The sequence below is a fragment of the Pseudooceanicola sp. NS-SX9 genome (assembly GCF_057380705.1).
In genome coordinates, this window is the sequence record NZ_CM170818.1 from 944,976 (window position 1) to 967,298 (window position 22,323).

Annotated in this window: 20 protein-coding genes; 15 read left to right on the forward strand and 5 right to left on the reverse strand. The window is 68.2% G+C overall.

Features of this window, described 5'->3' with window-relative positions:
- Positions 1 to 51 precede the first annotated feature (51 nt).
- The gene (locus tag AC2ITM_RS04530; RefSeq protein ID WP_486468635.1) at positions 52 to 840 is read right to left on the reverse strand and encodes a hypothetical protein; all 789 of its coding nucleotides are present in this window, start codon (positions 838 to 840) and stop codon (positions 52 to 54) included.
- Between the two features lie 209 nt (positions 841 to 1,049).
- Between AC2ITM_RS04530 and crcB the strand changes: the two genes are divergently transcribed.
- The 8 genes from crcB to AC2ITM_RS04570 all read left to right on the forward strand — a co-directional run bounded on the left by crcB (position 1,050) and on the right by AC2ITM_RS04570 (position 8,690).
- Entirely contained in the window at positions 1,050 to 1,436 is a 387-nt protein-coding gene (gene crcB, locus AC2ITM_RS04535) for a fluoride efflux transporter CrcB (RefSeq protein ID WP_486468636.1), read from the forward strand.
- Positions 1,433 to 2,485, forward strand: a complete 1,053-nt coding sequence (locus tag AC2ITM_RS04540; protein WP_486468637.1) for an RluA family pseudouridine synthase — start codon at positions 1,433 to 1,435, stop codon at positions 2,483 to 2,485. The genes crcB and AC2ITM_RS04540 overlap by 4 nt, the downstream gene beginning before the upstream one ends.
- Positions 2,482 to 3,180, forward strand: coding sequence for an HAD-IA family hydrolase (locus AC2ITM_RS04545; RefSeq protein ID WP_486468638.1), 699 nt, complete (start codon positions 2,482 to 2,484; stop codon positions 3,178 to 3,180). The genes AC2ITM_RS04540 and AC2ITM_RS04545 overlap by 4 nt, the downstream gene beginning before the upstream one ends.
- 32 nt (positions 3,181 to 3,212) lie before the next feature.
- The gene (locus AC2ITM_RS04550; protein WP_486468639.1) at positions 3,213 to 3,929 is read left to right on the forward strand and encodes an ATP12 family chaperone protein; all 717 of its coding nucleotides are present in this window, start codon (positions 3,213 to 3,215) and stop codon (positions 3,927 to 3,929) included.
- A gap of 232 nt (positions 3,930 to 4,161) precedes the next feature.
- Entirely contained in the window at positions 4,162 to 5,181 is a 1,020-nt protein-coding gene (locus AC2ITM_RS04555) for an amino acid ABC transporter substrate-binding protein (protein WP_486468640.1), read from the forward strand.
- Between the two features lie 129 nt (positions 5,182 to 5,310).
- Positions 5,311 to 6,567 carry an amino acid ABC transporter permease gene (locus AC2ITM_RS04560; RefSeq protein WP_486468641.1) on the forward strand — a complete coding sequence of 419 codons (1,257 nt, stop codon included), beginning with the start codon at positions 5,311 to 5,313 and terminating at the stop codon, positions 6,565 to 6,567.
- A 1-nt stretch (position 6,568) separates the two neighbouring features.
- A complete protein-coding gene (locus tag AC2ITM_RS04565) occupies positions 6,569 to 7,885 on the forward strand; it encodes an amino acid ABC transporter permease (RefSeq protein ID WP_486468642.1) in 1,317 nt (438 codons plus the stop codon).
- Positions 7,886 to 7,898: 13 nt separating this feature from the next.
- Entirely contained in the window at positions 7,899 to 8,690 is a 792-nt protein-coding gene (locus tag AC2ITM_RS04570) for an amino acid ABC transporter ATP-binding protein (RefSeq protein WP_486468643.1), read from the forward strand.
- 80 nt (positions 8,691 to 8,770) lie between these two features.
- Here AC2ITM_RS04570 and AC2ITM_RS04575 read toward each other — a convergent pair whose 3' ends face one another.
- From AC2ITM_RS04575 to argB, 3 genes are read right to left on the reverse strand one after another with little or no spacing between them, the layout of a single operon-like run.
- Positions 8,771 to 9,289, reverse strand: coding sequence for a SixA phosphatase family protein (locus AC2ITM_RS04575; protein ID WP_486468644.1), 519 nt, complete (start codon positions 9,287 to 9,289; stop codon positions 8,771 to 8,773).
- Complete coding sequence (locus AC2ITM_RS04580; RefSeq protein WP_486468645.1) at positions 9,286 to 9,990, reverse strand: ferredoxin; 705 nt, start codon at positions 9,988 to 9,990, stop codon at positions 9,286 to 9,288. Before AC2ITM_RS04580 ends, AC2ITM_RS04575 begins: the two co-directional genes overlap by 4 nt.
- On the reverse strand, positions 9,959 to 10,825 hold the full coding sequence (argB, locus tag AC2ITM_RS04585) for an acetylglutamate kinase (protein WP_486468646.1): 867 nt from the start codon (positions 10,823 to 10,825) through the stop codon (positions 9,959 to 9,961). Before argB ends, AC2ITM_RS04580 begins: the two co-directional genes overlap by 32 nt.
- A 361-nt stretch (positions 10,826 to 11,186) precedes the next feature.
- Between argB and AC2ITM_RS04590 the strand changes: the two genes are divergently transcribed.
- From AC2ITM_RS04590 to AC2ITM_RS04620, 7 genes are all read left to right on the forward strand, one after another.
- Positions 11,187 to 11,777 (forward strand): outer membrane protein, encoded by a 591-nt coding sequence (locus tag AC2ITM_RS04590; RefSeq protein ID WP_486468647.1) that lies wholly within the window; start codon positions 11,187 to 11,189, stop codon positions 11,775 to 11,777.
- A 439-nt stretch (positions 11,778 to 12,216) separates the two neighbouring features.
- A complete protein-coding gene (gene kdpF, locus AC2ITM_RS04595; RefSeq protein ID WP_486469389.1) occupies positions 12,217 to 12,303 on the forward strand; it encodes a K(+)-transporting ATPase subunit F in 87 nt (28 codons plus the stop codon).
- 11 nt (positions 12,304 to 12,314) lie between these two features.
- Positions 12,315 to 14,018 (forward strand): potassium-transporting ATPase subunit KdpA, encoded by a 1,704-nt coding sequence (gene kdpA / locus AC2ITM_RS04600; protein WP_486468648.1) that lies wholly within the window; start codon positions 12,315 to 12,317, stop codon positions 14,016 to 14,018.
- Positions 14,019 to 14,079: 61 nt separating this feature from the next.
- The gene (gene kdpB, locus AC2ITM_RS04605; RefSeq protein ID WP_486468649.1) at positions 14,080 to 16,101 is read left to right on the forward strand and encodes a potassium-transporting ATPase subunit KdpB; all 2,022 of its coding nucleotides are present in this window, start codon (positions 14,080 to 14,082) and stop codon (positions 16,099 to 16,101) included.
- Between the two features lie 21 nt (positions 16,102 to 16,122).
- Positions 16,123 to 16,713, forward strand: coding sequence for a potassium-transporting ATPase subunit KdpC (gene kdpC / locus AC2ITM_RS04610; protein ID WP_486468650.1), 591 nt, complete (start codon positions 16,123 to 16,125; stop codon positions 16,711 to 16,713).
- Complete coding sequence (locus AC2ITM_RS04615) at positions 16,713 to 19,436, forward strand: ATP-binding protein (protein ID WP_486468651.1); 2,724 nt, start codon at positions 16,713 to 16,715, stop codon at positions 19,434 to 19,436. The genes kdpC and AC2ITM_RS04615 overlap by 1 nt, the downstream gene beginning before the upstream one ends.
- Positions 19,433 to 20,113: a response regulator gene (locus AC2ITM_RS04620; RefSeq protein ID WP_486468652.1), complete on the forward strand. Its 681-nt coding sequence runs from the start codon at positions 19,433 to 19,435 to the stop codon at positions 20,111 to 20,113. Before AC2ITM_RS04615 ends, AC2ITM_RS04620 begins: the two co-directional genes overlap by 4 nt.
- 140 nt (positions 20,114 to 20,253) lie before the next feature.
- Here the strand turns inward: AC2ITM_RS04620 and parE are convergent, their stop codons facing one another.
- Entirely contained in the window at positions 20,254 to 22,212 is a 1,959-nt protein-coding gene (gene parE / locus AC2ITM_RS04625; protein WP_486468653.1) for a DNA topoisomerase IV subunit B, read from the reverse strand.
- Between the last annotated feature and the right edge of the window lie 111 nt (positions 22,213 to 22,323).

Here is a 22,323-nt window from a genome sequence, read left to right on the forward strand (position 1 = left end):
GTAAAAGCTGCCCCGGGCGTTCCGCGTCCGGGGCAGCGTCCCGTTCGGGCGTCACTCGGTCGCGGGCACCGTGGTCGCGGGGGCTTCGGTGGACGTGGCCGGAGGCATGGCGGGGGCCTCGGTCGTCGAGGTTTCCGTGGTGGTCGCGGGCTCGGCCGCAGTGGCTGTTGCCGTCGTTTCGGTGGTGGTCGTGGCTGCGGTTGCAGTGGCCGCCTTGGCCGTGGCGGTGATCTGGCCGATCAGGCCCAGGGTGGTGTCGCGCCCGGCGCCATGCGCCTTCAGCACGCCGTTCTGGATATAGAGGTCCTTGACCGCGTAATCCTGCGTCTTTCCGTCGGTGCCGGGGCTGCGCACGCTGACGCGGGCATCCTTGGCGCCGGTCGCGGTCGCGGGGGTGTAGACATAGCTGTTCGAAGGCGCGGTCACGGCGATGTCGCGCACGATGGCATCGACCTCGGCATAGTCGGTGACGCGCTTGCCCATGAAGTAGCAGGCGCCCTCGAAGGCGCTGGCGCCGACGGCGGTGACGGCGCCCGCGATCATCGCGGCGGGGGCGGTGATCACCGCGATGGCCGATCCCAGCATTCCCGTGGTCCCGGCCAGCTTGCGCGCCGATCCGACCGGATCCTGCGCCCAGGCCTGGGCGGTGACGGGCACGCCGGTGGTGGCGCTGACCAGGGTGTAGACGCCGGTGGACTTGGCGGCGCTGCCGGTTGTGGCCGCGGCCGAGGCGGCGGGCTTCAGCAGTTGGCTGGGCCGGTAATCGCAGGCCCCCGCATGGGCCTGCTGGGCAAGGACGGCAAGGGGAAGGCAAAGCGCAAGGCGACGGAAGGCGGACAAGGATGCACCTGTATGAAAGCGCCCCGGGATCGGGGCTCCGCCTTCGCTAGGCCGATTCCCGGCACTGTACAACGGGGCGTGCGGGTAGGGGGCTTTCGGCGCACGCTTCCGCCGGACAGGCCCCCCGGACCCCGCGAAACCGCACCCAGCAAGGGCTTTGAGGCCCGGCGTGACTTGACAGGCGGGCGCAGGGGGGCCACAGGACGGAGATGTTTCTGACCGTTCTCCAAGTTGCTGCGGGCGGGGCCATCGGGGCCACGCTGCGCTACCTGTCGGGTGTGGGCCTTGTCCGCATCTTCGGCTCTGGCCTGCCGATTCCCGTCGGCGTCATCTTCGTCAACATCCTGGGCTCTTTCCTGATGGGCTGCGCGGTGGTCCTGATCGGGGCGAAAAGCCTTGGCCACTGGAACCCGTTCATCGCGACCGGGATCCTGGGCGGCTTCACCACGTTCTCGTCCTTCTCTCTGGAAACGCTGACCCTTTGGGAACGCGGAGAGCCGGGTCTGGCCGCCACCTATGTGGCGATCAACGTGATCATCTCGCTCGCCGCGATCGTGGTGGGCACCTATGCAATGCGCGCGATGGTGGCAGCATGAGTGGCGTTCAGACCCTGACCGTAGGACCCGAAGACGCGGATGTGCGGCTGGACCGCTGGCTGCGCAAGATCTTCCCGCATCTGACCCAGGGCCGGATCGAGAAGATGTGCCGCAAGGGCGAGCTGCGCGTCGACGGCGCCCGGGTGAAAAGCAACCACCGCCTGGAGGCGGGCGTTTCGGTCCGCATCCCGCCGGTGCCCGCCCCTGGGACCGAACCCGAGCGTCCCCGCTATTCCCGCGTCAGCGAGGCGGATGCGAAGATGATCCAGGCCAGCGTCATCTACCGTGATGACGACATCATCGTGCTGAACAAGCCCGCGGGCCTGGCGGTGCAGGGCGGCTCGAAGCAGACGAAGCACGTCGACGGCCTGTCCGAGGCGCTGAAGTTCGGCTATGACGAAAAGCCCCGTCTGGTGCACCGCCTCGACAAGGACACCTCGGGCGTGCTGGTTCTGGCGCGCACCGCCGAGGCCGCGCGCAAGCTGACCGCCAGCTTCCGCCACCGCGAGACGCGCAAGATCTACTGGGCGCTGGTTGCCGGTGTGCCGCATCCCTACATGGGCACGGTCAAGTACGGTCTGGTGAAGGCGCCGGGCCATGGCAAGGACGGCGAGGGCGAGAAGATGTACTGCATCCATCCCCGCGATGTCGCCACCACCGAAGGTGCCAAGCGCGCCGAGACGAACTATTCCGTGCTGTGGCGCCTCGGGCAGCGCGCCGCCTGGGTGGGGCTGGAACCCATCACCGGGCGCACCCACCAGCTGCGCGCCCACATGGCGGAACTGGGCCACCCGATCATCGGCGATGGCAAGTACGGCGGCTCCAGCCAGGAGAACATGGGCGACGGCTGGGGCGCGCAGATCGGCGGCGACGTCTCGCGCAAGCTGCACCTGCATGCCCGCCTGCTGCGTCTGGAACACCCCGGCACCGGCCAGATCTTCGAGATCGAGGCGCCCTTGCCCGAGCACATGAAGCGCAGCTGGGAAAACTTCCAGTGGAACGAGAAGGACGTCCGCAAGGATCCCTTCGATCTGGAGGAACCGCTGTGAGCGCAGCGCCGGGCCCGGACGACCTGCGGCTGGTGATCTTCGACGTCGACGGCACCCTGTCGGACAGCCAGGCCGAGATCATGGCCGCGATGGAGGCGGGCTTTGCCGCCGCAGGCCAGCCCGCGCCCAGCCGCGCGGCGGTGAAATCCATCGTTGGCCTGTCGCTGGACATCGCCATCGCGCAGCTGGCGCCCGCGGCGGATGCCGCGGCGCAGGCGGCGATCGTGGCGGCCTACAAGGACGCCTACCGGACCCATCGCCTGGCCGCCGGTGCCAGCCATTCGCCGCTGTTTCCCGGCATGGCTGATCTGGTCGCCGAACTGGCCGCCCAGCCCGCGACGCTGGTGGCCATCGCCACCGGAAAATCCCGCCGGGGGCTGGATGCCTTGCTGCAAACCCACGGGATCGCAGGGCATTTCGTGACGACCCAGGTGGCCGACGATCACCCGTCCAAGCCGCATCCCTCGATGATCCTGACTGCGCTGGCCGAGACCGGCGTGGCGCCCGCCCGGGCGGTGATGATCGGCGACACGACCTTCGACATCGACATGGCGCAGGCCGCAGGCGTCGCCTCGGTCGCGGTCGACTGGGGGTTCCACCCCACGCAGACCCTGGCCCATGCCTCGCGAATGGTTTCGGATGTGGCGGGGCTGCGCGCCGCCATCGACCAGCTGCTGCCGCCCTGCGCGGCCTGATTTCCCAGACAGACAACCGACGGAGAGCATCCATGGCCGAGTGGAAGGCGAAGCGTTTCTGGAAGGCCGCGACCGTGGCCGAGGCCGAGGGCGGCCATACCGTGCTGCTGGACGGCCGCGCGGTAAAGACCCCCGCCAAGGCGCCTCTGGTGGTGCCAAGCCGCGCGCTGGCGCAGGCGCTTGCCAAAGAATGGGACGCCCAGACCGAGGTGGTGAACCCCGCCACCATGCCGGTGACGCGCACCGCCAATTCCGCCATCGACAAGGTGGCTCCGCAACATGCCGACGTGGCGCAGATGCTGGCCGATTACGGCGACAGCGACCTGCTGTGCTACCGCGCTACCCATCCGGCGGAACTGGTTGCGCGCCAGCAGGACGCCTGGGACCCGATGCTCGACTGGGCGGCCGAGGCGCTGGAGGCGCGGCTGGAACCGCGCTCGGGGCTGATCCACGCCGCACAGGATGCGGGCGCGCTGCGGGCGCTCAATCAGCGCGTGCATGCCCTGACGCCTTTCGAACTGGCGGCCTTCCACGATCTGGTCAGCCTGACCGGCTCTCTGGTGCTTGGTTTCGCGGCATTCCACGATGTCCACCCGCTGGAGCGCCTGTGGGAGATCTCGCGCATAGACGAGACCTGGCAAGAGGAACAATGGGGCGTTGACGACGAGGCACGTGCCGTTTCCGCGCTGAAAAGAGACGCCTTTGATCAAGCGGGACGGTTCATCCGCCTGCTGCACGCGACAGACTGATGCGGGGGCCCTTCGGGGCCCCTTCTTCTTTTGCCGTTCCTGATGGCGGGGCCGCGACCGTTTCGACCGAATGGTTCAGATTCCGTTATGATAGCCTTGACCGAACGCGATGAATCCGCTCAACCTTTGGGCATTGTTAAGGGGGAGCAACCCTGACACACCGCTTCGGCCCGTCACTCCGGGCTGACAAAACCGCCGACCGGAACCGGCGGACAATCAGGAAGAGGTAAACATGAAAAAAACCGTATTTCTTGGCGCGCTGACCGTCGCCGCGCTGGCGGCTGGCGCTGCCGGTGCCTCGACGCTGGACGACGTCAAGGCCCGCGGCAAGCTGAACTGCGGCGTGTCGACCGGCCTCGCAGGCTTCTCCTACCCGGATGCAAGCGGCGAATGGCAGGGCTTTGACGTTGCGATGTGCCGTGCTGTGGCCGCCGCTGTTCTGGGCGACCCGAAAGCCGTCGAATTCGTGCCGACCACCGGCAAGACCCGCTTTACCGCCCTCGCCTCGGGCGAGATCGACATGCTGGCGCGCAACACCACCTGGACGCTGTCGCGCGATGCCGACCTGAAGTTCACCTTCACCGGCGTGAACTACTATGACGGCCAGGGCTTCATGGTGCCGAAATCGCTGGGCGTGACCTCGGCCAAGGAACTGGACGGCGCCACCGTCTGCATCCAGACCGGCACCACCACCGAGCTGAACCTGGCCGACTTCTTCCGCTCCAACAACATGACCTACGAGCCGGTCCCGATCGAGACCAACGCCGAGGCCAATGCCCAGTTCCTGGCCGGCGCCTGCGACGTCTACACCACCGACGCCTCGGGCCTGGCCTCGACCCGCGCCACCTTCGAGAACCCGACGGATTACATCATCCTGCCGGAAATCATCTCGAAAGAGCCGCTGGGTCCGCTGGTCCGTCAGGGCGATGACCAATGGGCCGACATCGTGCGCTGGACCCTCTATGCGCTGGTCGGTGCCGAAGAGCTGAACATCACCTCGGCCAACGTCAAGGATCTGGCCGCGACCCCGGGCGACAACCCCGAGATCAACCGCATGCTGGGCACCGAGGGTGACCTGGGCGCGATGCTGGGCCTGTCGAAGGACTGGGCCGTCAACGCGATTGCCGCCGGCGGCAACTACGGTGAAGTCTTCGAGAAGAACATCGGCGAGAAGACCCCGATCGGCCTGGCGCGCGGTCTGAACGCGCTGTGGATCAACGGCGGCCTGCAGTATTCCCCGCCGTTCCGCTGACCCATCGGCGGAGGGCGCGGGAAACCCCCGTGCCCTCCTGCCATTCCCCGCGAAGCCGGGGACAATAATCAACCGGCCCCGCGCGCAGAAGACGCCTCAAGAACGGACCGGACCTAGGGGAACACATCCATGACCACCATTTCAGATCCGCCAGCGGAGTCCTTCAAGCTATCCATGCTTGTCTACGACACGCGCTATCGGGCGATCACCTTCCAGATCATCGCCCTGATCGCCTTCCTGTCGCTGTTCGGCTGGCTTTATTCCAACACCGCGCACAACCTGCACGAGCTGGGCAAGGATCCGTCCTTCGGCTTTCTGGAAATGCCGGCAGGTTACGACATCAACCAGTCGCTGATTGCCTACAACAACCAGGACACCCATCTGCGCGCGGCCTTCGTGGGCTTGCTGAACACGCTGCTGGTGGCCTTCATGGGCTGCGTCACCGCCACCATCATCGGTGTCATCGTGGGCGTGCTGCGCCTGTCGAAGAACTGGCTGGTGGCGCGTCTGATGACCGTCTACGTGGAAACCTTCCGCAACGTGCCCGTCCTGCTTTGGATCATCCTGTGCATGGCGATCCTGATCGGCGCGCTGCCGGCGCCCTCGGCCTTCCGTGGTGCCAACCCCGAGGCCAGCATGAAGCTGTTCGACAGCCTGGCCTTCACCAACCGCGGCATCTATATGCCCGAGCCGCTGTTCTCGCGTCCCTTGGGCAATATCAACGTCTTCGGCGCCTTCGAGATCAGCATTGAACTGCTGGCGATCCTCGTCGTGCTGGGCGTCTCGATCTGGGGCGCGCGCCGTCTGGGCCGCAGCGCCGATGCCAAGCAGAACGCCACCGGCGTCCGCCCGCGCACCTGGCCCGTCCAGCTGGCGGTGATCGTGCTGCCGACGGTGATCCTGCTGGCGGCGCTTGGCTTCCATCTGGGCTATCCGGCGCTCAAGGGCTTCAACTTTGCCGGCGGCATCTACATGCGCAACTCGCTGATCGCGCTGTGGCTGGCGCTGTCGCTTTATACCGCCGCCTTCATCGCCGAAAACGTGCGCGCCGGGATCCTGGCGATTTCCAAGGGCCAGACCGAGGCCGCATCGGCCCTGGGCCTGCGTCCGGCCAAGGTGATGCGCCTGGTGATCCTGCCGCAGGCGCTGCGCATCATCATCCCGCCGCTGATCTCGCAATACCTGAACCTGACCAAGAACTCGTCCCTGGCGATTGCCGTGGGCTACATGGACCTGACCGGCACGCTGATGGGGATCACCCTGAACCAGACCGGCCGCGAGCTGGAGACGGTGCTGCTGGGCATGATCGTCTACCTGACCATCTCGCTGCTGATCTCGGGCGTGATGAACGTCTACAACAACCGCGTCAAACTGGTGGAGCGCTGAGATGTCAGATACCCACGCAGAAACCGTGCTGTTCGTCCGCGACACCATGCTGCCCCAGCAGGAGCCGCCGGTTTCGACCACGGGCGCCCTGGGCTGGGCACGGCAGAACCTGTTCTCGGGCTGGCTGAACACGATCATCACGCTTGTCGTGGCGGTGTTCGTCGTCTCGCTGCTGGTGCATATCGTGCCCTGGTTCATCTCTCCGACCTGGAACGCCACATCGCTCAGCCAGTGCCGAGAGATGCTGACCGCTGCCGCCGGGCATACCGATGGCGCCTGCTGGGGCGTGCTGCATGAACGCTGGAAGCAGCTGCTGTTCGGCTTCTATCCGCCGGAACTGTACTGGCGCCCGGTGCTGGCGCTGATCCTGCTGTTCATCGCCATCGCGCCGGTGCTGTTCGCGCAGATGGTCAGCCGCAAGCTGCTGATCGTCACCGCAGCCTTCCCCTTCGTGATGCCCTGGCTGCTGTGGGGCGGCACGATCTGGACGCCGGTCATGGCCGCCTTCGGCTTCGTGCTGGCGGCCATCGTCTTCCGGGTCCTGGCGGCGCGCACCGCAGCGGGGCTGGCGGCGGTGGTCGCGGCGGTCGTTGCCATCGTCTGGTGGCTGCTGCTGTCGGGGCTGGTGGCCGATGCCTTCGCCTCGGTGCTGCCGCTGGCGCTGGAGCCGGTGCAGTCGCGCGCCTTCGGGGGCTTCATGCTGTCGATCACCATCGGCGTCGCGGCCATCGGCTGTTCGCTGCCCATCGGCATCCTGCTGGCGCTTGGCCGCCAGTCGAACCTGCCGCTGGTCAAGTACATGTGCGTCTGCTTCATCGAGTTCATCCGCGGCGTGCCGCTGATCACGCTGCTGTTCGTCGCCTCAACCCTGCTGAACATCTTCATGCCGCCGGGGACGAATTTCGACATCATCCTGCGCGTCATCATCATGGATACGCTCTTTGCCTCTGCCTACATGGCCGAGGTGGTGCGCGGGGGCCTCGCGGCCCTGCCCAAGGGCCAGTACGAGGGCGCGGATTCGCTGGGTCTGAACTACTGGCAGGCGCAGCGGCTGATCGTCATGCCGCAGGCGCTGAAGATCTCGATCCCGGGGATCGTGTCGACCTTCATCGGCGTCTTCAAGGACACCACGCTGGTGTCGATCATCTCGATGTACGACCCGATCGGCCTGTCGAACGCGATCCGCGCCAACCAGAGCTGGAACGGCGTCTACTGGGAGCTGTTCATCTTCATCGGGGCGATCTTCTTCGTCTTCTGCTTCTCGATGTCGCGCTACTCCATGTACCTCGAGAAGAAACTGCAAACCGGGCACCGCTGAGGAGGCCAATCCAATGACCGATACCGCATTCCACTCTGCGCCCGCGCCGTCTTCGCTGAAGGTTTCCGACGAGGTCGCGATCGAGATCGTCAACATGAACAAGTGGTACGGGAATTTCCACGTGCTGCGCGACATCAACCTGACCGTCAACCGCGGCGAGCGGATCGTCATCGCCGGGCCTTCGGGTTCGGGGAAATCGACGATGATCCGCTGCATCAACCGGCTGGAGGAACACCAGTCCGGCAAGATCATTGTCGATGGTACGGAACTGACCAGCGATCTTAAGAACATCGACAAGATCCGCTCCGAGGTCGGGATGTGCTTTCAGCACTTCAACCTGTTTCCGCATCTGACGATTCTGGAAAACTGCACGCTGGCGCCGATCTGGGTCCGCAAGATCCCCCGGAAAGAGGCCATCGATACCGCGATGCACTTCCTGGAAAAGGTGAAGATCCCCGATCAGGCCAACAAGTACCCGGGCCAGCTGTCGGGCGGCCAGCAGCAGCGGGTGGCCATCGCGCGTTCGCTGTGCATGAAGCCGCGGATCATGCTGTTTGACGAGCCGACCTCGGCGCTGGACCCCGAGATGATCAAGGAAGTGCTGGATACCATGATCCAGCTGGCCGAAGAGGGGATGACCATGCTGTGCGTCACCCACGAGATGGGCTTTGCCCGTCAGGTGGCGAACCGGGTGATCTTCATGGACCAGGGCCAGATCGTGGAACAGAACGAACCCGAGGAATTCTTCAACAACCCGCGCTCGGAACGCACCCGGCTGTTCCTCAGCCAGATTCTCGGGCACTGAAGGCGGCCCTTGCGGGCCCCGCGTAACGACAGCGAAACCGCCCGGCGCGATCACGCCGGGCGGTTTTCTGTTTCAACGGATCACGCGTTTCGCAGGGTCGCGTTGGTCTGCAGCTCTCGGGGGGTGGTGAAACCGGCGACGCTGCCGGTGCCGGGGCGGATCTGGGACCACAGATCGACATCGAAATCGCAGATCAGCGTCGCCCCGGTGGGGTAGTCGAAGAACCGCGGATGCGGTGGTGGCAGGCGCAGCAGGGCTTCGGCGAACTGGCCGATGCCGGGGTTGTGGCCGATCATCAGCAGGCTGCCGGCGGCGGGCGAGGCGCCCTGCAGCACCTGCAGCATGCGCGCGGCAGGGGCCTCGTAGAGGGTGGGCATCAGGGTGGGATTGGGCACCAGCCCCAGGCCTGCATAGGTCTCGCGGCAGCGCACCGCGCTGGAGACCAGCGCCTGGTCGATCTGCTGGCCGCTCAGGTGCAGCCAGTGGCCCAGCACCTGTGCCGCCTCAAGGCCGCGCCGGTTCAGTGGGCGTTCGTGATCGGTCAGGGCGGGGTTCGACCAGCTCGACTTCGCGTGGCGCATGAGGATCAGGCGTTTCATCGCACTTCCGGATCGGGGGGCCCGAGGAACTGGGCCATGTGATAGGCGGCATGCGCGGGCAGACGCGCGGCGGCGGGATTGGCGGGGCAGGCGCGGCGGGCCAGACAGCCCCGGGTCAGGCAGTCATGGCCCTTGGGGCTGCGCAGATGGCTGCGGCAGGACGCGACCTCGTAGCCCTCAGGCCCCAGGGCGGCGACGGGGCAGGTCGTCGCACAAGGTGCCGCGCAGGTGCTGCAGGGCGAGGGGGCAGGGGGCGGTACCGGCATGTCCTGGCGGAAGGCCAGCGCGCCCCGGAACGAGGTCCACAGGCCGGCATCGCGTCCCACCAGCATGCCGACCGGCGACCCATGCACCCGCCCCGAGGCCAGGGCCCAGCGGATGAAGGGGGCCCAGGGCGGGCCGCCAAAGGGAAAAAGCGCCGTCGCCCCATGGGTTTGCGCCAGCGCGCCCAGCACGCGGGCCGACCAGCGGTCGATCGGATCGGGCGCGCCGTCCTGCCATTCGGAAGAGGTGGTGAACTGTGGCCAGAAGGCCGGTTCGTCGGGCGAAAGCAGCCACAGGCTGCGGGTGCCTTCGGGCAGGCCGGGCATGTCCCGGCAGCCGCCCGCGTCCAGCCCGGCTGTGACGCGCAGCGCTGCGTCCTGCAGCGCTGCGGTCAGGATCGCGGCCTCAGGCCTTGCGGATGAGCGAGCCTGCGCCATGTTCGGTGAACAGCTCCAGCAGCACGGCATTGGGGGCGCGGCCGTCCAGGATCACCACGGCGCGCACGCCGCCTTCGATCGCATCCAGCGCGGTTTCGGTCTTGGGAATCATCCCGCCCGCGATGGTGCCGTCCTCGATCATGTCGCGGATCTGCTGCGAGCTGAGCGAGGTCAGCACATCGCCTTCCTTGTTCTTCACACCCGAAACATCGGTCAGCAGCAGCAGGCGGTCGGCCTTCAGCGCGGCGGCAATGGCACCGGCGGCGGTGTCGCCGTTGATGTTGAAGGTCTCGCCCTCGCGGCCCATGCCGATGGGCGCGATCACCGGGATGATCGAGCTGCGGAACAGCGAATGCAGGATCGTGGTGTCGATTTCGTCCGGGGTGCCGACCAGGCCCAGATCGGGATCGGTCTGCACGCAGGTCATCAGGTTGGCATCCTTGCCCGACAGGCCCACGGCCTTGCCGCCCTGGTCGTTCAGCGCCTGGACGATGCGTTTGTTGACCTGGCCCGACAGAACCATTTCAACGACTTCCATGGTCTTCTCGTCGGTGACGCGCTTGCCGCGGACGAACTCGCTCTTGACGTCGAGTTTCTGCAAAAGCTCGTTGATCATCGGCCCGCCACCGTGCACGATGACCGGGTTCACGCCAACCTGACGCATGAGCACGATATCGCGGGCAAAGGTTTCCATTGCTTCGCTGTCGCCCATGGCATGTCCGCCGAACTTCACGACGACGATCGCTCCTTCGTAGCGCTTCAGATAGGGAAGCGCCTCGGAGAGCGTGCGGGCGGTTGCGATCCAGTCTCGGTTCATGGCGGTCTGCTTCTTCATCGGCATGTCCTCTGTTCAGGAGGGTGATACGCGCTGACAGGGACCATGCCAAGCCCGCGTGCGGGATCGGGCCGGGAAACCGGCGTTCTTAAGGGTCCGTACAAAATTACAAGGGGGCCTGCTGTCACGTTTCGGGCATGTTTCAGTGTTTGGCAGAACGTCGCCGGTGATACGGGCCTTGGCAGGCGCCTTGCAGCCCATGCCGTCAGGGAACGCACATGACCGATGGAACTTTCCCCGGAAAAGATCAGTTGATGCATCGAACGCGACAATGATCGCGTTGCCAGTGTTCCGGTCCCGCCCGTGTCAGGCGGTCCCGGAGGTAGGGGCCGCAGCCCCGACTATAACGAAGGAGAGCATTATGCTTCGCAACAAACTGATCGCAGCAGCTGCCGTCGCATCCACCGCAGCCATCGCAGCCCCCGCCTTCGCAGGCAACCCGGCGCCCGCACCGGCTGATCCCATCATCACCGCACCGGCACCCGCTCCGGTCGTGATGGGCCATGACTGGACCGGCGCATATGCAGGTCTGAACCTGGGCTACGGCAAGTTCAAAGCCGCTGGCGACAAGGGCGACGGCACCATCTACGGCGTGCAAGCCGGCTACAACTACGACTTCGGCACCTTCGTGCTGGGCGGCGAAGTGGCATATGACGGCGCAGACGTCGACACCTTCTCGGGCATCGACATCGACCACACCGCCGCTCTGAAAGTCAAAGCCGGCTACGACCTGGGCTCGACCCTGGTGTACGCAACCGCCGGTGGCGAGCGCGTTGCAACCAACATCGGCGACGACACCGGCTGGGTTGCCGGCCTGGGCGTCGACCACATGATCACCGACAAAGTCTCGGTCGGCGCAGAGTACCTGCACCACCAGATCAAAGACTTCAACAGCACCGGCGAGAAACTGCAAGGTGACTCGATCGTCGCGAAAGTGGACTACCACTTCTGATACCGCAGCCCTTCGGGGCACGGTTTCTCGCGCGCTGATGGAAAGGCCCGGACAGTTGTCCGGGCCTTTTTCACGTTCACGGTCCAGAACGGGCAGGGGCCAGAGCGGGCGGGGGCCAGAGCGGGCGGGGGGGCCGGAAAGGGGGAGTGCGCGCGCGCCCCGGGTCGTGGCGGGGCCTGATCTTTACGCGGCCTTTACGCCTGGCGTGCGGCTTCCACATGGCGCCTTTACGCGCCCCGGCGGCAGACAGGGGGCATCCCGGAACTGGAGATGCCCATGACACATCCAATCCCGATCCTGCGCCCCGATGGGGTGTGGCCGATCCCGCACCCCAAGTGGGGGCGATCAATCCGGTGCCCCGAGCGGGCGCGATCGATCCCAGACATGTCCCCCCCAGCGTGGCAGCGGGTCCCGGCCCGTCGCCGCGACGGAGGCTGCCATGTTTGATGCGATCCTTGGCCTGGCGGTTGCCGCCGGCCTCTTCGTCTTCCTGGTCCTGGCGCTGCTGCGCCCGGACCGGTTCTGAGGGAGGCCCGCATGCGCATGACCGACCTGGCCGGGCTGGGCCTGTTGCTGGCGGTGCTGCTGGCGGGGTCGCTGGCCCTGGCGGCGCTGATGCAGCGCATCTACGCGGGGCAGCCGCCGCGCCTGCTGCGGCCCCTGGCGCCGCTTGAGGCGCTGCTGCTGCGCCCGCTGGGGGCCGCCGCCCGGATGCCGCAGGGCGCCCGGGCCTACGCCCTTTCGGTGCTGGCGTTCAATGCGGTGGGGGCGGTGCTGCTGTTTGCGCTGTTCCGCCTGCAGGGGCACCTGCCGCTCAATCCGCAGGGGCTGGGGCCGATGTCGCCGGCACTGGCCTTCAACACTGCCATCAGCTTTGTCACCAATACCGACTGGCAGGCCTATGCGGGGGAAACCGCGCTTAGTCCGCTGTCGCAGATGCTGGGGCTGACGGTGCAGAACTTTGCTTCGGCTGCCACCGGCATGGCGGTGGCCGTGGCGGTGATCCGCGGCTTTGCCGCGCCGGCCGGTCCGGCGGCATCCGCGGGGCTGGGGAACTTCTGGCAGGATCTGGTGCGCAGCATCGTCTACGTGCTGCTGCCGCTTTCGGTCGCGATGGCCCTGCTGCTGAGCGCCCAGGGCGTGCCGCAGAGCCTGGCGGCCCCGGTCCATGCCGTCACGCTGGAGGGCGCGACACAGCTGATCCCGCTGGGTGCCGTGGCATCCCAGGTGGCGATCCGGCAGCTGGGCACCAATGGCGGCGGCGTCTACGGCGTCAATGCCGCGCATCCGTTCGAAACCCCGACCATTGCCGCCGACCTGCTGCAGACCCTGGCCATCCTGTTGATTCCCATGGCCTTCTGCTTTCTCTTCGGGCGCATGGCAGGGGACCGCAGGCAGGGTCGGGCGATCTTTGCCGCCATGGCGGTGATGTTCCTGGCCGGTCTGGCCGTGATCCTCTGGGCCGAAACCCAGGGCAATCCGCTGCTGGGGCCGGGCGCCAATATGGAGGGCAAGGAACAGCGCCTGGGCGCGGTGCTTTCGGGGCTCTGGGCGGCGGCGACGACGGCGGCCTCGAACGGTTCGGTCAATGCCATGCACGACAGCTTCATGCCGCTGTCGGGGCTGGTGATGCTGGTCAACATGCAGGTCGGAGAGGTGATCTTTGGCGGTGTCGGTGCCGGGCTTTACGGCATGCTGCTTTACGTCGTGCTGGCGGTGTTCCTGGCCGGGCTGATGGTCGGGCGGACGCCGGAATACCTGGGCCGCAAGATCGAGGCCCGAGAGGTGACGCTGGCCATGCTGGCCTTTCTGGCGATGCCGCTGTGCCTGCTGGCGGGCGCCGCGCTGAGCGTCACCCTGCCCGCCGCCCGCACAGCGATCACCGCCGCCGGGCCGCATGGCCTCAGCCAGGTGATCTATGCCTATGCCTCGGCCACCGGCAACAACGGTTCGGCCTTCGCGGGTTTCGGGGCGGATCACCCCTGGCAAGAGATCGTCCTGGCCCTGCTGATGCTGCCCGGGCGCTACGCGGTGATCGTGCCGATGCTGGCGATCGCCGGTTCGCTGGCGGCCAAGCCGCGGCTGGCGCCCACCGCCGGCAGCTTCCCGACCCACGGTCCGCTTTTCGTGGTGCTGCTGGTGATGACCGTGCTGGTGCTGGGGGCGCTCAGTTATTTCCCGGTGCTGATGCTGGGACCGCTGGCCGAACAGGCGCAGCTGGCGGCCGGTCACGGCCTGTGATCCCCGGGTCGGCCCCGAAGGGGGCCGCGCCCTGCTTCCCTTTCCAAGCAAGGATACCGTGATGTTTCCTGTCCTGCGGGCCGACACCGGTCCCGTCATTCTGGCCCTGCGTCAGGCGCTGCGCAAATGCGATCCGCGCCGGCTGGTGGCCACCCCGGTGATCTTCGTCACCGCCATCGTTGCGCTGCTGACCAGCCTGCTGGCCCTGCGCGACCTGTGCCTGGGCGCGCCTCAGGCCGGGGTTTCGGTGCAGATCGCGCTGTGGCTGTGGATATGCGTGCTGTTCTCGAACTTCGCCGAAGCCCTGGCCGAGGGGCGTGGCAAGGCCCGGGCCGATACCCTGCGTGCCACCCGCAGCCGCACGATGGTCCGCCTGCTGGCCCATGAGGACGATCCCGAGCCGCGTCAGGTGGCCTCGGAAACGCTGCGCCCGGGCCAGCTGGTGCTGGTCACCGCCGGAGAGCTGGTGCCAACCGATGCCGAGGCGGTGCGCGGCGTCGCCTCGGTCGATGAAAGCGCGATCACCGGCGAAAGCGCCCCGGTGATCCGCGAGGCGGGCGGCGACCGCTCGGCGGTGACCGGGGGGACGCGGATCGTCTCCGACAGCCTGGTGCTGCGGATCACCGCCGAACCGGGACGCAGCTTTCTGGAACGCATGATCGCGCTGGTCGAAGGGTCGGCCCGGCAGAAGACCCCGAACGAGGTGGCGCTGAACATCCTGCTGGCCGGGCTTAGCCTGATCTTCCTGGTGGTGGTGGTGACGCTGGCGCCCTTCGCGCAGTTCGCCGGGGCGACGCTGCCGGTGGTGACGCTGGCGGCGCTTTATGTGACGCTGATCCCCACCACCATCGGCGGGCTGATGTCGGCGATCGGCATCGCCGGGATGGACCGTCTGGTGCAGGCCAATGTGGTGGCGCGTTCGGGGCGGGCGGTCGAGGCGGCGGGCGATGTCGATACGCTGCTGCTCGACAAGACGGGCACCATCACCTTCGGCAACCGCATGGCCGATGCCTTCCTGCCCGCGCCGGGCATCCCTGAACACCGCCTGCTGCAGGCCGCCCTGGGGGCCTCGCGCGCCGATGACACGCCAGAGGGGCGCTCGATCGTCGATCTGGCCCTGCGCCTGCTGTCCGATGCGGCGGCGCTGCCCGAAGGCGGCACGCCGGTGGCCTTTTCGGCGCAGACCCGGCTGTCGGGGATGGACCTGCCGGGCCGGCAGCTGCGCAAGGGGGCCGTCGATGCGGTCGAACGCCTGACCGGCCAGCCCCTGCAGGGCCCGCTGCGCAGCAGCGTCGAGGCCATCGCCCGGTCCGGCGGCACGCCGCTGCTGGTGGCCGAAAACTCGACCGTTCTGGGGGCCATCCACCTGCGCGACGTCATCAAGCCCGGCATCCGCGAGCGTTTCGCGGCGCTGCGCGCGATGGGCATCCGCACGGTCATGATCACCGGCGACAACCCCCTGACCGCCGCCGCCATCGCTGCCGAGGCGGGCGTCGACGACGTGCTGGCCGAAGCCACACCCGAGATGAAGCTGGACTATATCCGCCGCGAACAGGCGGGGGGGCGACTGGTGGCGATGTGCGGTGACGGCTCGAACGACGCGCCGGCGCTGGCACAGGCCGATGTCGGCGTGGCGATGAACACCGGCACCGCCGCCGCCAAGGAGGCGGCGAACCTGATCGATCTCGACAGCGATCCGACCAAGCTGATCGAGGTGGTGATGGTGGGCAAGCAGTTGCTGATCAGCCGCGGCGCCCTGACCACTTTTTCGATCGCCAATGACGTGGCCAAGTATTTCGCCGTCCTGCCGGCGCTGTTCGTGGGCGCCTTCCCGGGGCTGGCGCGGCTGGATGTGATCGGGCTGCATAGCGCCGGCAGTGCCATCCTGTCGGCGGTGATCTTCAACGCGCTGATCCTGGTGGCCCTGGTGCCGCTGGCGCTGCGCGGGGTGCGCTATCGTCCGGCCCCCGCCGGCGTGCTGCTGCGCCGCAACCTGCTGGTCTATGGCCTGGGAGGGCTGGTTGCCCCCTTCGTCGGGATCAAGCTGATCGACCTGGCCGTAACGGCCCTTGGCCTGGCCTGATGGCCGAAAAGGAGACCCCGCATGATTGCCTGTCTGCGACCCGCCCTTGTCCTGACCCTGATGCTTGGCCTGCTGACCGGGCTTGTCTATCCTCTGGCGCTGACCGGCGCCGCGCAGCTGCTGTGGCCGCAGGCCGCCGGTGGCAGCCTTCTGTCGCGCGATGGCCGGGTGGTGGGCTCGGCCTTGCTGGCGCAGGGCTTCGATGCGCCCGGCTACCTGCATCCGCGGCCCTCGGCCGGGGACTGGCAGACGCTGCCGGCTGCGGCCTCGAACCTGGCGCCGGGGGCTGCGCAGCTGCGCGCCGAGGTGGCCGGGCGGCGCCGCGCCTGGGCCGCGCAGAATGACGGCCCGGCGCCGGTCGATGCGCTGAGCACCTCGGCCTCGGGTCTGGATCCCGATGTCTCGCCCGCCAATGCCCGTGGTCAGGCGGCGCGCATCGCCCGCGCCCGCGGCCTGCCCGAAGCCCGGGTGCAGGCGCTGTTCGACCGGCTGCAGCAGGGCCGCTGGCTGGGCCTTTACGGTCAGGCCCGGGTCAATGTGCTGCGGGCCAACCTGGCCCTTGACGCGGCCTTCCCGGCCACGCCTGCTGCGGGCAGCGACGGAGGACATTGATGCCCGACCACTCCCGCCCCGACCCCGAGGCCCTGCTGCCCGAAGCGCGCCGCGAAGGCCGTGGCCGGCTGCGCATTTTCCTGGGCGCCGCCCCCGGCGTCGGCAAGACCTATGCCATGCTGGAGGCCGCGCGGGCGCGCGCGTCCACCGGGGCGGCGGTGCTGGCGGGCGTGGTGGAAACCCACGGCCGCCCGGAAACCGAGGCCCTGCTGCGCGATCTGCCGGTGCTGCCGCGCCGGCCTTTCTACCACCGTGGCCGCATCCTGCACGAAATGGACCTGGACGGGCTGATCGGTTCCCGCCCGGATCTGGCGCTGATCGACGAGCTGGCGCATTCGAATCTGTCGGGCACCCGGCACCAGAAACGCTGGCAGGATGTCGAGGAGGTCCTGGCCGCCGGCATCGACGTCTTCACCACGCTCAATGTGCAGCATCTTGAGACGCTGAACGACACCGTGGCGCGGATCACTGGCATCCGGGTCCGGGAAACCGTGCCCGACCGGGTGCTGGAGGCTGCGGACGAGATCACCCTGGTCGACCTGCCGCCGGACGAGCTGATTGCGCGTCTGCGTGCGGGCAAGGTCTATGTCCAGGACCAGGCCGCGCGGGCGGTGGCGAATTTCTTCGCCAAGGGCAATCTGACCGCCCTGCGGGAACTGGCGATGCGCACCGCCGCCGACCGGGTCGATGCCCAGCTGCGCGAACATATGGCGGTCCATGCCATCGAGGGGCCCTGGCCCACGCAAGAGCGCGTGCTGGTGCTGCTGCCCGAGGGCGCCGAGGGGCGCGATGCGGTGCGCATCGGCAAGCGTGCCGCCGACCGGGCGCGGGTCGAATGGCTGGCGCTGGGGCTGATGGCGCTGGATGGCGGGGGCCCGGGGCGCGACCCGGCCGCCGGGGCCGGGCGGCCGGCGGCGGCGCTGCGGCTGGCGCACCGGCTGGGCGCCGAAGTGGCCAGCCTGCAGGTCGATGACCGGCCGCTGGCCGACGTGCTGGCCTTTGCCCGGCAGCGCAATGTCCGGCGTATCGTGCTGCCGCGTCCACCCCGGCGCAGCCTGCCGCTGCGCTGGCTGCGCCCGCGCCCGCACGAGCGGCTGTTCCGCGATCTCTGCGCGGCTGCCCCGGGGTTCGAGCTGACGCTGGTCGATGACGGCCCGGCGCCCGCGCGGCCCGCCAGGGGCCCGGCGGCCGCGACCGGGCAGACGACCGGGCAGGTGGCGGCGCAGGCCTACTGGCTGCGTCCGGCGCTGTCGGTTCTGGCGGCAGTGGCGCTGACCACGCTGCTGGCGGGGCTGGTGGACCGGGCGCTGCCGGTGGTCAGCCTGTCGCTGCTCTATATGACGGCGGTGGTGGCCATCGCCGCGCGGCTGGGGCCGGTGGCCTCGGTTGCGGCGGCGGGGCTCAGCTTTGTCGTCTACAACTTCTTCTTCACCAGCCCGCGCCTGACGCTGCGGGTCTGGGACCGTGGCGAGATGCTGACGCTGATCCTGTTCCTGGTGGTCTCGATCGTGACCGGCAGCCTGGCGGCGCGGCTGCGTGGCCGGGTCATCGCGCAGCGGGCCATCACCGCGCGCACCGCCGGTCTATATGCCTTTGCGCGGCGTGCGGCCTCGGCGGCGACGGTGCATGACGTGGTGCGGGCGGCGAGGGATCACGTGGCGGCGGTGCTGGGCGCCGAGGCCCTGGTGCTGGTCCCCGACGAGGCCGGTCAGCTGATCGCGCCGGGGGGCGAGGCCGCGCCCGGCGGCCTGTCGGTGCGCGAGATGTCGGCGGCGCGCTATGCCTTCGAACATGGCGAGGCCGCGGGGCAGGGCTCGGGGACGCTGCCGGCGGCGCGCTGGCTGTTCCTGTCGCTGGGCGGTGCCGAGCGGCGCCTCGGCGTGCTGGGCATCGCCTATGCCGACGGCACCGCGCCCGCGCCGGACCTGCACAGCCTGCTGGAGGCGCTGGCCGACCAGGTGGCGCTGGCGCTGGAACGCATCCGCCTCTCCGAGGATCTGGCCCAGAGCCGCGTCGCGTCAGAGGCCGAACGGCTGCGTTCGGCGCTGCTGTCCTCGGTCAGCCATGACCTGCGCACGCCGCTGGTGACGATCCTGGGGGCGGCCGAGGGGCTGGAGCTGGCCGGCCTTGCGCCGCCGCAGCGGCAGGCCCTGACCGGCCTGATCCGCGAGGAAGGCGAACGGCTGGACCGCTACATCCAGAACCTTCTCGACATGTCGCGGCTGGGGCACGGAGCGCTGCGGCCGCGGGTGCTGCCCTGCGATCTGGCCGAGCTGATCGGGATGGCGCGCCACCGGCTGCGCGGGCCGCTGGCACGCGCGCATGTCGCGGTGACGCTGGCGCCGCAGTTGCCGCCGGTGCGGGTGGATCCGGTGCTGATCGAACAGGTGCTGGTCAACATCCTCGACAATGCGGTCAAGTTCGCCGGTCCCGAAGGGCGGATCACCCTGGGCGCGCGGCTGCAGGGCGCCGGGGCGCAGCTATGGGTCGAGGACAACGGGCCGGGCCTGCCGGAGGGGGCCGGGGACAGGGTTTTCGACATGTTCTGGCGGGCGGGGCAGGGCGATGGCAGCCGCGCGGGCACGGGCCTGGGTCTGGCCATCTGCCGCGGCATCGTCGAGGCCCATGGCGGCAGCATCCGCGCCAGCGGGCGGGCCGACGGTGGCCCTGGCACCCGGATCACGCTAGAACTGCCGCTGGACAACCCGGAGGCCCCCTTATGACCGCCCGCATCCTGATGATCGAGGACGAGGCCCCAATTCGCCGATTCCTGCGCGTGGCGCTGGAAAGCGAGGGCTACGGCGTGATCGAGGCCGCCTCTGTCCGCGAGGGGCTGGCCTGCGCCACCCGCGAGGATCCGGCGGCGGTGTTGCTGGATCTGGGCCTGCCCGACGGCAGCGGCATGGAGGTCCTGCGGACCCTGCGCGGCTGGTCGGCGGTGCCGGTGCTGATCCTGTCGGTGCGCGATGACGAGGCCGGCAAGGTCGCGGCGCTGGATGCCGGGGCGCAGGACTATGTGACCAAGCCCTTCTCGACGGCCGAACTGCTGGCCCGGCTGCGGGGCCTGCTGCGCGACCGCCCGGGCGAGGCGGGCCAGTCGCTGCGCCAGCTGGGCACGCTGCAGATCGACGCCGCCGCGCATCAGGCAAGCCTTGACGGGGTGCCGCTGGCCCTGACGCGGCGCGAATTCGACCTGTTGTGGCTGCTGGCCTGCCATCCGGGGCGGCTGCTGACCCAGGAGATGATCCTGAGCAGCCTGTGGGGCGCCGCGCATCTGGAGGACACCCAGTACCTGCGCGTCTACATCCGCCAGCTGCGCGCCAAGCTGGGCGACGATGCCAGCAACCCGCGCTGGATCTTCACCGAGCCCGGCATCGGCTACCGCATCGCCGCGCATTAACCCGCGCCCCCCGGCCTGCACCGGACAGCGCCCGCGGGCGCCTTTATCGGATCGCGCCATCGGACACCGCTATCAGGCCCTTTCAGGGGCCGCTTCACCAGACGGGGCCCGCAGGTGGGGCCGGGCCCCGGACTGCGGGATCAGATGTCCAGTTCTTCCACGAAACGGGCATTTTCCTGGATGTACTGGAAACGCAGCTCGGGCTTCTTGCCCATCAGCCGTTCCACCAGGTCGCCGGTCTCGCCGGGTTCGTCCTCGTCGATGGTGACGCGGATCAGCTTGCGCGTCGTCGGGTCCATCGTGGTTTCCTTCAGGTCCTTGGCGTCCATCTCGCCCAGGCCCTTGAAGCGGCTGACGTCGATCTTGCCCTTGCCGCCGATGCCCTTGGCGAGCCACTGGTCACGCTCTTCCTCGGTCTGGACATAGAGTCGATGCGCGCCCTGCGTCAGGCGGAACAGCGGCGGGCAGGCCAGATACAGGTGCCCGCGGTCGATCATCGGCCGCATCTGGGTGAAGAAGAAGGTCATCAGCAGGGATGCGATATGGGCGCCGTCCACGTCGGCATCGGTCATGATGATGACCTTGTCATAGCGCAGGTCGTCGACGTTGAACTTGGTCCCCATGCCGACGCCAAGCGCCTGGCACATGTCGGCGATTTCCTGGTTGCCGCCGATCTTGCCCGAGGCCGCGCCCAGAACGTTCAGGATCTTGCCGCGCAGGGGCAACAGGGCCTGGGTCTTGCGGTTGCGGGCCATCTTGGCAGAACCACCGGCCGAGTCGCCCTCGACCAGGAACAGCTCGGTGCCATCGCGGGAATTGTTGGAACAATCCGCCAGCTTGCCGGGCAGGCGCAGCCGCTTGGTGGCGGACTTGCGCTGCGTTTCCTTCTCGGCGCGGCGGCGCAGGCGTTCCTCGGCGCGCAGCACCAGGAAATCCAGGATGGACCCCGCGGATTTCGTGTCCGAGGCCAGCCAGTTGTCGAAGCGGTCACGCACCGCGCCTTCGACCAGACGCTGCGCCTCGACCGTGGCCAGGCGGTCCTTGGTCTGGCCGACGAATTCGGGTTCGCGGATGAAGCACGACACCAGCGCGCAGCCCCCCGTCACCAGGTCGTCGCGGGTGATGTTGGCGGCCTTCTTGTTGTTCACCAGCTCGCCATAGGCGCGGATGCCCTTCAGGATCGCCGCCCAGAAGCCTGCCTCGTGCGTGCCGCCTTCGGGGGTGGGCACGGTGTTGCAATAGGACTGGATGAAGCCATCGCGCGAGGGCGTCCAGTTGATCGCCCATTCGACGCGGCCCGGCACGCCAAAGCGTTCCTGGAATTCCACCTTGCCGGAAAACGGCTGATCGGCATAGGTCGAGGCCTTTTCCAGCGTTTCCGTCAGATAGTCCGACAGGCCGCCGGGGAAGTGGAACACGGCTTCGGTCGGCGTTTCGCCATCGTCGATTGCGGTCTTCCAGCGGATTTCCACGCCCGAGAACAGATAGGCCTTCGAGCGGATCGACTTGAACATCCGCGCCGGCTTGAACTTGTGGCTGCCGAAGATTTCCGGGTCGGCATGGAAGGTGGTCGAGGTGCCGCGCCGGTTCGGTGCCGCGCCGATTTCCTGCACCGGCCCCTGCGGCACGCCGCGGGAAAACCGCTGTTCCACCAGCTTGCGGTCGCGCGCCACCTGCACCACCATGGAATCCGACAGCGCGTTCACCACGGATGCGCCGACGCCATGCAGGCCGCCCGAGGTCTCGTAGGCCTTGCCGCTGAACTTGCCGCCCGCGTGCAGGGTGCAAAGGATCACCTCAAGCGCGGATTTGCCGGGGAACTTGGGGTGCGGATCAAAGGGCATCCCGCGGCCGTTGTCGCGGATGGTGACGGAATAGTCCGCGTGCAGCTCGACCTCGATGCGGTTGGCGTGGCCGGCGACGGCCTCGTCCATCGAGTTGTCGAGGATCTCGGCCACCATGTGGTGCAGCGCGCGCTCGTCCGTGCCGCCGATATACATGCCGGGGCGCTTGCGGACCGGCTCCAGCCCTTCCAGCACCTCGATCGAGGACGCGTCGTAGGTCTGCGGTTCGGTGCCGTTCAGAAGGTCATCTGCCATGTGGTGCGGACTGCTCTTATCTTTTCTATGATCGGGGCATTATGGCATCGCGCGCGGCCCGGGAAAAGGCCCGAGCCGGGGCAGCGGCGGCGGCCTGCGAGGCCATGCTGT